The organism is Wolbachia endosymbiont (group A) of Myopa testacea, from assembly GCF_964027115.1.
GTDB lineage: Bacteria > Pseudomonadota > Alphaproteobacteria > Rickettsiales > Anaplasmataceae > Wolbachia.
Genome location: NZ_OZ034729.1, coordinates 1,080,686 through 1,093,497 on the forward strand (window position 1 = coordinate 1,080,686; position 12,812 = coordinate 1,093,497).

Consider the following 12,812-nt stretch of genomic DNA (forward strand, 5'->3'; position numbering starts at 1 on the left):
ACTTGAGTTAATTCGCATTGACTCTTTCGTCTAGTGGTTAGGACACCACCCTTTCACGGTGGTAACACGGGTTCAAATCCCGTAAGAGTCACTCAAGTAGAATATAATTAAAGTTTTGAATGGGAAAAATTAGGCTTTATTTTGAAGAAGCTTTATCACAAGGCGTGAGTTTAGCATTTAATCCACAACAAAGTCACTATATTTGCAATGTAATGCGGCTTAAGAAGTATGATAATCTCTCTCTTTATTAATGGAAAGGATGGAGAATGGTTAGGAGAAGTAGTTAATATATCGCGTAAATTAACAAAAGTTACACTCAAAGAATGCACTAAACAACAGCAATATGAGGAAAATTTATACTTATATTGTGGCATGGTAAAAAGTGGTGCTTTAGGCAACATAGTAAGACAGGCAACTGAAATGGGAGTAACCTGCATTCAATTTATTTCAACGGAACGTACAGTAGTAAAAAACATTAACCTAAGTAGAGCAAAATTACAGGCAATCGAAGCTGCGGAACAATCCGGTAGGATGAGTATACCAGAGATTTTGCCTCCTATTAACTTTTGTGAGTTACCTGATTCCCAGAGTAAAAATTTTGTTTTATGTGATGAAACAGGTAAAGCTGATAAAGTGCTGAAAGGTAAGAAAAATGTTGCTATTATTGTTGGCCCTGAAGGTGGTTTTTCATCTTATGAACTTGATCTTGCCGATAAGTTTTGTCAAAAATTGAGTCTAGGAAAAAGAATTTTAAGGGTCGATACTGCTGTGGTTGCTGCACTAACTTTCACCAATTGGTGTAGCTAGATTTTTAAATATGGCTAAGGTTTGGGCCATAGAGAAATCTGATTCAGTGTTGCACGCGCTAACTGTACAAACTCTATAGGCCGCCTGCGAAGCAGTTTGCTACTAAAGAGGAGCTAATAAAAAACATATTCTAAAATAATATTAAATCTTATATTATATTTTTTCTAAAATAAACAAATGAATCTTGCATTTTGCCTGAGTTATTGATACTCTGAGTAAAGAAGTCGGGGCGTAGCGCAGCCTGGTAGCGCATTTGGTTTGGGACCAAAGGGTCGGGAGTTCAAATCTCTCCGCCCCGATGCTAGCAGAAGTTTTAACGCTTTTAATAGTTAGAGCTTTTAAAGGCATTTGGTTCATATTGCAGTTTAACGCTCAAGTTTATAAAATAATTGACAATGTTAATTTTCTAATTTATAAATAAATTTTGAAATGATTACCGAAGGAGGTATAGAGTTTGATTGAAGTATCAGTCCATTATGGTGATGTAGACAGAGCTCTTCCAGTATTGAAAAAAACAATTCAAAAGGAAGGAAGAGGGTTGAAAATGAAAAAACAATATCATGAAAAAAAATCAGAAAAAAGAGCTAAAAAGAAAGCTGAAGCGAGAAAAAAGAGGTACCAGCAAGAATGCAGAAGGCAGCGTTACGGTTAGTAATTTTTTAATAGTTTATCATTGGTTGTTTTATGAATATTCACGAATATCAAGCAAAAGAGATTTTGCATAAATTTAATGTCCCGGTGCCAAAAGGTTTTGTCACTATATCTGCAGAAGGAGTAAAGACTCAAGTAAGTCAATTAAAATCTGACGTGTTTGTGGTTAAAGCTCAAATTCATGCAGGTGGTAGGGGTAAAGCCGGTGGCGTAAAGCTAGCAAAGTCATCTGAAGAAGCTCAACAGTTTGTAAAAGACATGATTGGTATGACTTTAGTTACTCATCAAACAGGGCCAAGCGGGCAGCAAGTAAGAAGAGTATATATTGAAGAAGGCTCAAGCATTAAGAAAGAGTATTACTTAAGCCTGGTAATTGACCCGAAGCTCAGTAAGCCAATATTCATATTTTCCTCAGAAGGTGGAATGGACATCGAAGAAGTGGCGAAAAATTCTCCCGCAAAAATTGTGAAATTTGATATTGATCTTGCTACAAGTTTTAATAGCAGCAAGTTAAGCAGCAGTTTTAATTTGAGTTCAGAACAAATAGAAAAAATAACAAATGTTGCAAAAAATATATATGATGCGTTTATTGCAACTGATGCGATCCAAATTGAAATTAATCCACTGGTTGAAACAAGTTCTGGAGATTTTATTGCGCTCGATGCGAAAATTAATTTCGATGACAATGCTTTATATCGTCACCCAGAAATTATGGAACTTCGTGATTATGATGAAGAAGTGAAAGAAGAGATAGAGGCTTCAAAGTATGGGCTCAGTTACATCAAAATGGATGGCAGTATTGGTTGCATGGTAAATGGTGCAGGTCTTGCTATGGCAACAATGGATATAATAAAATACTACGGAGCAGAGCCTGCTAACTTTTTGGATGTTGGTGGTGGAGCGAGTAAAGAAACTGTAACTGAAGCATTTAAAATCATATTGTCTGATAGCAACGTAAGAGGAATTTTGGTTAGCATATTTGGTGGTATAATGCGTTGCGATATTATCGCAAGTGGAATTGTTGCGGCTGTAAAAGAAATGAGCATTAAAGTTCCTCTAGTGGTTAGATTATCAGGCACTAATTTCGAAGAAGGAAAAAGAATTTTAGAAGAGTCAGGATTAAATATTATTGCTGCAGATGAACTGGGCGATGCTGCGCAGAAAATAGTACAAGAGGTGAAATAGAGTATGTCCGTTTTAGTAAACAAAGATACAAGGTTAATATGCCAGGGTTTTACTGGTGCGCAAGGTACATTTCATTCAGAGCAAGCTGTTAGCTACGGAACAAAAATGGTTGGTGGTGTAACTCCTGGCAAGGGTGGTAGCACTCACCTTAACTTACCAGTTTTTAATACTGTAGCAGAAGCCAAAGAAAAAACTGATGCGAATGCCACGGTAATATATGTACCTGCTAAGTTTGCAGCTAATGCAATACTTGAAGCAATAGATACAGAGATAGAGCTAATAGTTTGCATTACAGAGGGCATTCCTATACTTGACATGGTAAAGGTGAAGCATGCTCTTGCTCGTTCAAAAAGTCGATTGATTGGTCCTAACTGCCCGGGAATTATTACGCCCGAAGAGTGCAAAATAGGGATTATGCCTGGCCATATCCATAAGCGTGGACATATAGGGATTATGTCTCGTTCTGGAACTTTAACTTACGAGGCAGTAGCACAAACAACCGCTGTTGGTCTTGGTCAATCCACGTGTATCGGAATTGGGGGGGATCCAGTTCATGGTATGACATTTGTCGACTGTATGGAGCTCTTTTTAAAAGATGACGATACTCATGGTATTGTAGTTATTGGTGAAATAGGTGGAAACGAAGAAGAAGATGTATCACATTTTGTGAAAACAGAAAAAACTAAAAAGCCAATCGTTGGTTTTGTAGCAGGTCAAACAGCACCTCCAGGAAGACGTATGGGACACGCTGGAGCAATCATCTCTTCCAGTGGTGGAAGTGCTGGTGCAAAACTAGAAGTTATGCGGAGCGCCGGGATTGCAATTGCTGAAACCCCTGCAGTGATTGGTAAGAAGGTATTGGAAGTAATGCATTAGTGCCTAATCTAAAACGCAGCTGTACGAACGTTGTGATTTGAGGAGCAGTTTCTGCTAGAAAGGGTGTCACTCAAGTAGCTGACACTGGTTCACTTTATAATGGTGTCATCCGAGTAGCTTGACTACTTGGATCCAGGAAAGTTTGCTTGTAAGCAAGCAAACTGATTTGGTGAGTATAAAAGTGTTGTGTTATAGCTAACGCTGACTCTACGTCATACCGCGATTCATTCGCGGTATCTCATCCGCTAACACGTAGCGGGATACTTGACCTTTACAGGGATGACGGTTGTCGGTAGGCCTAAATTACTTTAGTCATAAATATTAAGAAATTTACCAGGTAAAAAAAAGGCAAAAGAAGCCCCATGGTTGGCTAGTTATTTATATGTACTTCAAAATATTGGCGTTTTTTATTCTAAACGCTGCAATTTAGCTGCTTTTAAATGCGACTAACCTAAATTATAAACGTTAAGAAATTTACTGAGCGGAAAAAAAGGCAAAGAAACCCCAGGGTAGCTAGTATTCAAATTCTCCCTTGTCTATTTGACGTCTTTTACTGTCTTAAACGCTTTATAAGCGCGTTTCGGCTTATATAGGTAGAAACCTAAAAGTTTTATAAAGACATGAGGTACACATAGTGCAAAAAATTAAGCATGATTTACGCCAAATACATTAAGTTTTTTTGTCATTAATCCACTGCAGAAATTGCGAAGATAAATAAATAGCTTCAGTGTTATGATAAGGGGGCTGGCGGAGTTTGTAAAGTAATTTTTTGTAGCTCTCATGGTTTTTGGATTCTAACTAACGTCACGCGCTGGAATAACACCCTTGGTGGTAACAACTAAAGAAAAATATCAACTAGGTTTATAATCTATCACTACCGTGTTTGCAATTTTGTCATGAAAAGCTTGTTTATGTTCATCATCTACTGCACATACTAAAACTAGGATTAGTATAGCTAAAAGTAAAATAGGATTATAAAGCGATATACAGTAAATTATGAAAAAAGCGATGGTTCTTTTTATTGCTTGTATTAGATTGATCTGCTCAAGTGTATCTTTGTCTCTTACACGCATGCTAAATAACAAGTGCCCTAGAGTGCCGCCAAATTTTACCAGCATGAATATATGAAATATACATGGTATCATTAAAAATAAAGAAAATACAATCGTGGTGATTACAATTATTGCACCCATGATCCCTTGTATTATGTGTGTAAGTGAGAAACCTACCGCCATTAAAGCAAATGGTATTGCGATAAATAAAATACAATCAACTATAAATGCTAGAATACGCCTTGTCATTGTTGAGTAGTTTACGTTTTTATCCATACACTGCCTATAAAGAAAAATATCAACTAGGTTTATAGTCTATTACTACTGTTTTTGCAATTTTATCATAAAAAGTCTGCTTGCGCCGGTCGAATATCGCAAATATTAAAACTAAAATTGGTAAAATTATAAACCAATGAGAAACATAGTGAGTCAGCAAAAAAGAAATAATCAAGAAAACTGTCTCAGAAATACACCTTATTGCTGCTTGCATAAGAGTAGTATTTTTAAATGTGTCTGCATCTTTGATATACATACCACACAACAGTTGTCCTGGCGTACCTCCCAGTCTTGTTATTATTAATATTTCTAATACTGTACACAGCACTGATGTAAAGATTGTATAAGGAGATGTTAACTGTTCAATTTCGTCAAGAAAATTATTAACCTCATTATTGCCCAACAATGCAATTTATAGGATGAATGAAGGAAAGAAAAATATTATTTGGTCAAGTATTGCTGTTACAGTACGCCTTGTAAATCCTACATAATTTACTTTAACATTTATTTCAGTATCCATAACCCCACCTATATTTCATAATGTCATCATATAATATAAAAGCACGTTGTTAAATAACCATAAATATACTAATTTGGGTAATATTAGCTACTTGTGCCACTCTATTATTTGAATTAACATTAAATCATTTACAGTTAGGGAAGTTATGTCAACACCAATCACAGTTGCGTATGGTGATGGTATCGGACCAGAAATTATGGAAGCGGTGCTGTCGATATTGCGCAAAGCGGAAGCAAAAATCTCAATAGATATTATTGAAATAGGTGAGCGTGTTGATAGTAAGGAATGGTCTCACGGAATTTCTCCAAGTGGTTGGGAATCAATTGAAAGGACAAAAATATTATTAAAATCTCCAACAACAACTCCTCAAGGTAAAGGCCACAAGAGCTTGAACGTTGCACTCAGAAAAAATCTAGGGTTATATGCAAACATCAGGCCGTGTATTTCATATCATCCTGTTATAGAAAATAAATTCGATAAGTTTGATATCGTAGTGATACGCGAAAATGAAGAGGACGTTTACACCGGAATAGAGCATAGGCTCACTGGTGATTCTTACCAATGCACTAAAATTATTACTAGATCTGGCTCAGAGAAGATATGCAGGTATGCTTTTGAATACACGAAAAAACACAACAGAAAAAAAGTAACTTGCCTGACTAAAGACAACATAATGAAAATGACTGACGGAACTTTCCATGCAGCGTTTGATCGCATTGCAAAGGAATACCAGGACATAAAGGCAGAACATTATATAGTTGATATTGGAATGGCACGTATTGCCACAGAACCGGAGAATTTCGATGTTATAGTAACTGAAAATCTATATGGCGACATATTATCAGACATAGTGGCACAAACCTCTGGATCTGTGGGACTCGCTGGAAGTAGCAATATAGGTAATGAATATGCGATGTTTGAAGCGGTTCATGGTTCTGCTCCTGATATTGCAGGAAAAAACATAGCTAATCCTTCTGGTCTTTTAAATGCTGCAGTGCATATGCTAATTTACATAGGTCAAGTGGGTACTGCAAAACTAATCTACGATGCATGGCTGAAGACTTTAGAGGATGGAATACACACTGCCGATTTGTATAAGGAGAAAAGAAGTAAACAGAAAGTTGGTACAAAAGAATTTGCAGAAGCTGTTATAGATAATCTAGGAAAGAAACCTGCAACATTACCTGAGCTTATAATTAGCAGTGGTTCAGATAGTAAAATAAATAAAGTACAAGACAATTACGAACAAGATTACAAAGTTAAAAAGCTAGTGGGTAGTGATATAACGCTTGCTTGGGACAAATCCAGCAATTTTGATCAAATAGTAGGATTATTTGAATCAAGTAATCTGCAAATTATAGCAATATACTCAAAAGGGCTAGCGATTTGGCCAGGAAACTCAAAATCTTTAAGTGACCAAATAACCTGTAGGTTTATCGCAAATAATGAAAAGCAAGCTATTACAAATAGTGATGTAAATAACTTGCTAATCAAACTCGAAGAAAATAGCTTTGACATGGTGAGAATGGATAAGTTGTATTTATATGATGGGAAAGAGGGGTTCTTTTCTTAATTCTTTAAAAGAGGTGTGATAAATGAAATGGATTCAAAAAAAATAGAACTAATATTTAAAAAGTTTCAACAATCAAATCCTGCGCCAAAAATAGAGCTAAATTATACCAATCATTTTACACTACTAGTTGCGATAGTTTTATCAGCACGGACAACCGATGTAAGCGTTAATAAAATTACAAGAGAACTATTTAATATCGCTGATACGCCAGAAAAGATGCTGAGTTTTGGGCAAAATGAGCTGAGAAAATGCATAAGCAGTATTGGTTTATATAATTCCAAAGCAAAAAATATAATCGGGCTCAGCAAAATATTGATTGAGCGGTACAATAGCGAAGTGCCTACTGATTTCGATGATTTGGTATCTTTACCAGGGGTTGGGAGAAAGAGCGCTAATGTGTTCTTAAATTCAGGACTTGGTATTCCAACATTGGCAGTTGATACTCATGTTTTTAGAGTAAGCAATAGACTTGGACTTGTGAGAGAAAAAGATGTGTTTAAAACAGAGCAATCTCTTTTAAATGTAGTTCCAAAAGAATACCTGCTTTATGCTCATCACTGGCTAGTTTTGCATGGTAGATATGTTTGCAAAGCGCAAAAGCCTTCTTGTGAAACGTGTATAATTCATGATTTGTGTGAGTTTGAATGCAAAAGGTATAAAGTCTAGCACACTATGACCCCTTTCTTGTCACTCCGATATTCCTTCCTTTTATCATCCGAGTAGCTGATGCTGGGATGGCTTTGTTGCATCACACTTTATGAGATGGTGATTTATGGTAAATTCATGTAACTATCTCAAATTTAGCCATACCAATATCAGTGAATTTATTAAGCAAATAGCATTTGATTAGCAGTTCTTTTTCTCGATTTATCTCAGATTTATTCCTAAAACTAAATCCGAATATTTGCTTTAATCTTGAGAAAAACCCTTCAATATAAGATCTTTTCCCATAATTTACTTCTTTTTTCCATTCTTTCATGCCATCTTCACCGTATAATTTTATTAACGTAATAGCAGCATTCCTGTCAGACATATAATCTATTTCTGGATGTTCTGCCGCATTGTTTATTGGTGGAATTTTTGTCTTTATATCATATTCGTTACACAACTTATAAAACTTGTGCCTATCACATGCTCTATCTGCATATAGTGCTTTTATGGCATGCTGAAAATCAACTTCTTTTAGCAAATCACAAGCTCCATAGTGATCAGAGTAGACACCGTTACTGTATTTTACAGCTATGGCTTTTTTGTTGTTTATATTCAACATTACGTGCAATTTTCTCGTTTTCTCATAGCCACGATATTTTCTGTCAGTGCTATTTTCCTTGCTGTGTGTTGTTGTATATACTAATTCCTGTACTGTCTATAGCAATTTCGATATCTTCCATATTATTTTTATCAATTCTGCAATCATTTATCTTAATATTAAGTTTCTTTTGATGCTTGTGAATAGCTGATAACTGCCAAATCTCTTCCTATTTGTTGCAAATACCCTTTTATAAACCCGACTGTTTGTCTTAAACCAATTCTAAAGAAACTGACGATTATATGCACCAAAATCACAACTTTATCACTATAAATATAGTTGCCGCCCTGCATTTTTGGACAATTCTCGTACCAATTTTCTATGGCATCATTGATATAACAAAAAATGCTTCCTCTTTCTTGGAGAAATTTGTTATATTCATGGCAGTTACTGACTCTCATTTTTTGTGGCATATTTTTTCTTCAACAGTTAAATGGCTATTTATAATGAATTTTGTCAGTAACTGCCAGTTCTTTTTACTTGAGCGATGCAACAAAGCCCACTGGGATATAGTAAATTCATTTACTATATATGAAAAGTTATTATGTTTATATACTTACAAGCAAGCACAATAAGGCTCTGTATATAGGTATAACGTCAAATTTAACTAAACGAATTTGGGAACATAAAAATAAAGTTATTTCTGGCTTTACATCAAAGTACAATGTGCAGAAATTAGTTTACTTTGAGGTATTTCAAGATGTAGGTTCAGCTCTGAACAGAGAAAAACTTTTGAAAAGCTGGAAAAGAGAATGGAAAATTGATTTAGTTGAAAGGGAAAACCCAAATTAGGCTGATTTGTATGATGAAATTACAAAATAAAATGAGATCCCAGTGTCATGGACTGGGATGAAAAGAGAAGAATTCTAAAATGAAAAGTTTCAAGGAAATCTTATGTAAAATCTAGCATTAACGAAAATTATACTATTTTCATGCATGCTATGGTTTTTATAATTAATGGAGGGTGATATGCCGGCTAATTTGAGTTTTAAAGATGGTGCAGATGCGCCAATAGTAAAGGCTAATATTAAAAAGATAGTTTATGAAGATGGTACAGGTAACAAGTATACCTTTGGTGTAGATAATAATAATGTTTTCAACACTTTTAAGTATGACCCTAGTGGCGCTGGTCCTGAAGTAGATTATAGCTCTATAGCAACAAACTTCATGACTGGTAGTGCAGTTGCTACATTATTAGGTAAGCTAACTGCAATCCCAAATAACTTAGGAGCTGATGTTACTGCTATAAAAGATGTTACAAGTGCCGCTAATTTAGGGAATAAGCTTAATGAAATAAAAACTAAGACTGATACTATTCCAGCTAACTTAGGAGCTGATGTTACTGCTATAAAAGATGTTACAGGTGCCGCTAATTTAGGGAATAAGCTTAATGAAATAAAAACTAAGACTGATACTATTCCAGCTAACTTAGGAGCTGATGTTACTGCTATAAAAGATGTTACAAGTGCCGCTAATTTAGGGAATAAGCTTAATGAAATAAAAACTAAGACTGATACTATTCCAGCTAACTTAGGAGCTGATGTTACTGCTATAAAAGATGTTACAAGTGCCGCTAATTTAGGGAATAAGCTTAATGAAATAAAAACTAAGACTGATACTATTCCAGCTAACTTAGGAGCTGATGTTACTGCTATAAAAGATGTTACAAGTGCCGCTAATTTAGGGAATAAGCTTAATGAAATAAAAACTAAGACTGATACTATTCCAGCTAACTTAGGAGCTGATGTTACTGCTATAAAAGATGTTACAAGTGCCGCTAATTTAGGGAATAAGCTTAATGAAATAAAAACTAAGACTGATACTATTCCAGCTAACTTAGGAGCTGATGTTACTGCTATAAAAGATGTTACAGGTGCCGCTAATTTAGGGAATAAGCTTAATGAAATAAAAACTAAGACTGATACTATTCCAGCTAACTTAGGAGCTGATGTTACTGCTATAAAGGCTAAGACTGATAAGATGCCTGCTGACTTAAACACTGAGTTAGGTAAGTTAACTGTAATAGGAAATGCTATAAATAGTAGTGGTAGCGTAGCTGATGCTGCTAAATTTGTACTAGAAAACAGTTTCAAGCAAGCTATTACAGACGCTGGAGAAAAGGGTAGTGATTGGCTTAAAAAGAGTCTGACAGATATAGTGTCACAACCGAAATTTGACATTCCAGCAAGTGATGATGTTGCACTTAACTGGACTTGGTAATACAGCTCAGATCCAAGTAGTCACGCTACTTGGATAACACCTAACACCCCAAAATGTCATTCCAGCGCTTGACGCGCTGGAATGACACCATTTTCGGTCTCTTAAATTGCTTTAGCTACAAACATTAAGAAATTTACCAAACGAAAAAAAAGGCAAAAGAAGCCCTGTTCATTGTCTATTTTCTGTATTGGCGTTTTTTAAAGTCTTAAACACTACAATTTAGCTGCTTTTAAGTGCAACTAACCTTAGTTCAAATGTTTAAGAAATTTACTAAGCAGAAAAAAAGGCAAAAGAAATCCCGTGTTAGCTAGTTGTCACTCTCTAATCCTGCAAATTGGCGTACTATACTGTCTTAAACGACTTATAAGCGCGTTTCAGCTTGTGTAGGTAAAAACCTAGAAATATTGTGAAGACATAAGGTGCACATAGTGCAAAAAATTAAAAATAAGACGCCAACCACGTTGTTTTCTTGCTGTTTAATCTGCATAGATGAAGATAACTGAATACCTTCAGTTTCATGATAAGGGGGCTGGCGGAGTTTGTCAAGGAAGTTTTGCATTTAATCCGTTTATGGCTTAGGTGCCGGCCAGCTACTTGACTCCCGGCTGGGTCGAATTTGTATAGCTAAATTGTCGGTAAATCTAAATTGCTTTAATAATTTTGATTGAAAAATAGTTTTTCTATTATATAAATGCTACTTTAGGGTAATCAAAATGGAAGACGATAAATATAGTCTAGGTTTAAGAGTTATCCATTGGTTGATGGCTGTTTTTATTATTGGTATGCTTTGCTCTGGACTTTATATGAAAAGCTTACCACTTAGCAATGAGATTAAGTTCAACATATACGCTATTCATAAGGCTTGCGGTATCACTATTCTTGGACTAATCATAGTACGCATATTTTTTCGCGTCTTTACTTATGTTCCACGACTTCCAGCAAATTTTTCTCGGTTTGTAATCAATGCAAGTAAAACAGTACACTTTGGTTTATATTCTTTAATGGTGCTAATGCCACTATCTGGCTATGTTATGTCTTCTGCTTCTGGCAAAAAGATCAAGTATTTTTTTCATATCCCTTTGTTGATTAATCAAAACAAAGATCTAGCTAACACGGCTAATCAGCTACATTCGATGCTTGCATGTTTTATGGTACTCTTTATAATCTTGCATATACTTGGCGCTTTGAAACACACATTTATAGATAAGCAAAACATTTTTAAACGTATGATATAGGTTATATGTTAAGTAGCCTCTGGAAAAAAGGAACAGATTTTCTTGGTAGTGAGTTTGCGATAATGGGTGGTGCTATGAGCTGGGTTTCAGAGAGAAACTTGGTTTCGGCAATCTCAAACGCTGGTGGTTTCGGTGTAATTGCATGTGGTGCAATGTTTCCAGACCTATTAAAAAAAGAAATCATAGAGACACAGAAATTAACTAACAAACCATTTGGTGTAAACCTAATTACTATGCACCCAAAGTTGAGTGAGTTGATAGATGTGTGTATTGAAACGAAAGCAAGCCATATAGTGCTTGCTGGCGGATTACCAACGAAGCCTAATATAGAAAAAATTAAGAGTGCAGGCATTAAAGTTATGTGCTTTGCACCAGCATTAAGCCTTGCGAAAAGGTTAGTAAAAATGGGAGTAGATGCGTTAATAATAGAAGGAATGGAAGCAGGCGGGCACATAGGGCCAGTTAGCACTTCTGTTCTCGCACAAGAGATATTGCCTCATTTTAAAAATGAACAAATACCAGTGTTTGTTGCAGGTGGAATAGGAAGAGGTGAAATGATAGTTAATTACTTAGAAATGGGGGCAAGTGGCTGTCAAATAGGCACATTATTTGTCTGCACTAATGAGTCAATTGCCCACAAAAATTTTAAGAAAGTGTTTATTAAATCAGCCCCACGTAATGCAATACCTTCTGTACAGATAAGTGCTGATTTTCCTGTAATTCCAGTAAGAGCTATAGCTAACAAAGCAAGTGATGATTTTATGAAGCATCAAAAAAAAGTTATTGATGAATACCAAAAGGGACAGATCTCAAAAGAAGATGGGCAGCTTGAAATAGAAAAGTTCTGGGCTGGAGCTTTAAGAAGAGCAGTAATTGATGGAGATGTTGAAACGGGATCTTTAATGGCCGGTCAAAGTGTTGGCATGGTTGATAGGGAAAAGCCTGTAAAAGAAGTGATAGACATATTAATTCAACAGGCAAATAATTATATTGATAGCAAATCTGTAGAAGTAGAAAACCCAGTAGTTAGCAAAGCAAATGGTTAAGTGACTTTCCAATAAGCAAGTTGCTATAATTATCCATAATATGGCATAATTGCCCAGTTTTA

The 12,812-nt window shown here is 35.5% G+C and carries 13 protein-coding genes, 2 tRNA genes and 1 pseudogene; 12 read left to right on the forward strand and 4 right to left on the reverse strand.

Annotated features, from left to right (window positions below; genetic code table 11):
• Nucleotides 1-19 precede the first annotated feature (19 nt).
• The 6 genes and pseudogenes from AAGD91_RS05385 to sucD all read left to right on the forward strand — a co-directional run bounded on the left by AAGD91_RS05385 (nucleotide 20) and on the right by sucD (nucleotide 3,519).
• Nucleotides 20-91 (forward strand) — tRNA-Glu (locus tag AAGD91_RS05385).
• Nucleotides 92-119: 28 nt separating this feature from the next.
• Nucleotides 120-807, forward strand: a pseudogene (locus AAGD91_RS05390) (16S rRNA (uracil(1498)-N(3))-methyltransferase).
• 225 nt (nucleotides 808-1,032) lie between these two features.
• Nucleotides 1,033-1,106, forward strand: a tRNA-Pro gene (locus tag AAGD91_RS05395).
• A gap of 155 nt (nucleotides 1,107-1,261) precedes the next feature.
• Nucleotides 1,262-1,459 carry a 30S ribosomal protein S21 gene (gene rpsU, locus AAGD91_RS05400; RefSeq protein WP_341820902.1) on the forward strand — a complete coding sequence of 66 codons (198 nt, stop codon included), beginning with the start codon at nucleotides 1,262-1,264 and terminating at the stop codon, nucleotides 1,457-1,459.
• Between the two features lie 32 nt (nucleotides 1,460-1,491).
• The gene (sucC, locus tag AAGD91_RS05405) at nucleotides 1,492-2,643 is read left to right on the forward strand and encodes an ADP-forming succinate--CoA ligase subunit beta (RefSeq protein ID WP_341820903.1); all 1,152 of its coding nucleotides are present in this window, start codon (nucleotides 1,492-1,494) and stop codon (nucleotides 2,641-2,643) included.
• Between the two features lie 3 nt (nucleotides 2,644-2,646).
• Nucleotides 2,647-3,519 carry a succinate--CoA ligase subunit alpha gene (sucD, locus tag AAGD91_RS05410; protein WP_341820904.1) on the forward strand — a complete coding sequence of 291 codons (873 nt, stop codon included), beginning with the start codon at nucleotides 2,647-2,649 and terminating at the stop codon, nucleotides 3,517-3,519.
• An 851-nt stretch (nucleotides 3,520-4,370) separates the two neighbouring features.
• Here the strand turns inward: sucD and AAGD91_RS05415 are convergent.
• Together AAGD91_RS05415 and AAGD91_RS05420 are read right to left on the reverse strand one after the other, a co-directional pair.
• Complete coding sequence (locus AAGD91_RS05415; protein WP_341820905.1) at nucleotides 4,371-4,847, reverse strand: RDD family protein; 477 nt, start codon at nucleotides 4,845-4,847, stop codon at nucleotides 4,371-4,373.
• A gap of 22 nt (nucleotides 4,848-4,869) precedes the next feature.
• The gene (locus AAGD91_RS05420; RefSeq protein ID WP_341820906.1) at nucleotides 4,870-5,253 is read right to left on the reverse strand and encodes an RDD family protein; all 384 of its coding nucleotides are present in this window, start codon (nucleotides 5,251-5,253) and stop codon (nucleotides 4,870-4,872) included.
• Between the two features lie 259 nt (nucleotides 5,254-5,512).
• On the opposite strand from AAGD91_RS05420, the gene icd reads away from it, so the two are divergent.
• Entirely contained in the window at nucleotides 5,513-6,940 is a 1,428-nt protein-coding gene (icd, locus tag AAGD91_RS05425; protein ID WP_341820907.1) for an isocitrate dehydrogenase, read from the forward strand.
• Nucleotides 6,941-6,967: 27 nt separating this feature from the next.
• A complete protein-coding gene (gene nth, locus AAGD91_RS05430) occupies nucleotides 6,968-7,606 on the forward strand; it encodes an endonuclease III (protein ID WP_264732591.1) in 639 nt (212 codons plus the stop codon).
• A 115-nt stretch (nucleotides 7,607-7,721) separates the two neighbouring features.
• Here the strand turns inward: nth and AAGD91_RS05435 are convergent, their stop codons facing one another.
• Nucleotides 7,722-8,210: a transposase gene (locus tag AAGD91_RS05435; protein WP_341820774.1), complete on the reverse strand. Its 489-nt coding sequence runs from the start codon at nucleotides 8,208-8,210 to the stop codon at nucleotides 7,722-7,724.
• A 158-nt stretch (nucleotides 8,211-8,368) separates the two neighbouring features.
• On the reverse strand, nucleotides 8,369-8,662 hold the full coding sequence (locus tag AAGD91_RS05440) for a transposase (protein ID WP_253309376.1): 294 nt from the start codon (nucleotides 8,660-8,662) through the stop codon (nucleotides 8,369-8,371).
• 118 nt (nucleotides 8,663-8,780) lie between these two features.
• On the opposite strand from AAGD91_RS05440, the gene AAGD91_RS05445 reads away from it, so the two are divergent.
• The 4 genes from AAGD91_RS05445 (at nucleotide 8,781) to AAGD91_RS05460 (ending at nucleotide 12,750) form a co-directional block, all read left to right on the forward strand.
• Complete coding sequence (locus AAGD91_RS05445; protein ID WP_341820908.1) at nucleotides 8,781-9,041, forward strand: GIY-YIG nuclease family protein; 261 nt, start codon at nucleotides 8,781-8,783, stop codon at nucleotides 9,039-9,041.
• A gap of 177 nt (nucleotides 9,042-9,218) precedes the next feature.
• Nucleotides 9,219-10,469: a hypothetical protein gene (locus AAGD91_RS05450; RefSeq protein WP_341820909.1), complete on the forward strand. Its 1,251-nt coding sequence runs from the start codon at nucleotides 9,219-9,221 to the stop codon at nucleotides 10,467-10,469.
• 713 nt (nucleotides 10,470-11,182) lie between these two features.
• Nucleotides 11,183-11,704, forward strand: a complete 522-nt coding sequence (locus AAGD91_RS05455) for a cytochrome b (RefSeq protein WP_253307207.1) — start codon at nucleotides 11,183-11,185, stop codon at nucleotides 11,702-11,704.
• A 5-nt stretch (nucleotides 11,705-11,709) separates the two neighbouring features.
• Nucleotides 11,710-12,750: a nitronate monooxygenase gene (locus AAGD91_RS05460; protein ID WP_341820910.1), complete on the forward strand. Its 1,041-nt coding sequence runs from the start codon at nucleotides 11,710-11,712 to the stop codon at nucleotides 12,748-12,750.
• Nucleotides 12,751-12,812: the final 62 nt, after the last annotated feature.

What these genes read in the sequence shown, in the direction of transcription:
- sucC (WP_341820903.1), top strand. Translation starts at nt 1,492, where the DNA reads ATGAATATTCACGAATATCAAGCAAAAGAGATTTTGCATAAATTTAAT.
- sucD (WP_341820904.1), top strand. Translation starts at nt 2,647, where the DNA reads ATGTCCGTTTTAGTAAACAAAGATACAAGGTTAATATGCCAGGGTTTT.
- AAGD91_RS05415 (WP_341820905.1), bottom strand. Translation starts at nt 4,847, where the DNA reads ATGGATAAAAACGTAAACTACTCAACAATGACAAGGCGTATTCTAGCA.
- icd (WP_341820907.1), top strand. Translation starts at nt 5,513, where the DNA reads ATGTCAACACCAATCACAGTTGCGTATGGTGATGGTATCGGACCAGAA.
- nth (WP_264732591.1), top strand. Translation starts at nt 6,968, where the DNA reads ATGGATTCAAAAAAAATAGAACTAATATTTAAAAAGTTTCAACAATCA.
- AAGD91_RS05435 (WP_341820774.1), bottom strand. Translation starts at nt 8,210, where the DNA reads ATGTTGAATATAAACAACAAAAAAGCCATAGCTGTAAAATACAGTAAC.
- AAGD91_RS05440 (WP_253309376.1), bottom strand. Translation starts at nt 8,662, where the DNA reads ATGCCACAAAAAATGAGAGTCAGTAACTGCCATGAATATAACAAATTT.
- AAGD91_RS05445 (WP_341820908.1), top strand. Translation starts at nt 8,781, where the DNA reads ATGAAAAGTTATTATGTTTATATACTTACAAGCAAGCACAATAAGGCT.
- AAGD91_RS05450 (WP_341820909.1), top strand. Translation starts at nt 9,219, where the DNA reads ATGCCGGCTAATTTGAGTTTTAAAGATGGTGCAGATGCGCCAATAGTA.
- AAGD91_RS05455 (WP_253307207.1), top strand. Translation starts at nt 11,183, where the DNA reads ATGGAAGACGATAAATATAGTCTAGGTTTAAGAGTTATCCATTGGTTG.
- AAGD91_RS05460 (WP_341820910.1), top strand. Translation starts at nt 11,710, where the DNA reads ATGTTAAGTAGCCTCTGGAAAAAAGGAACAGATTTTCTTGGTAGTGAG.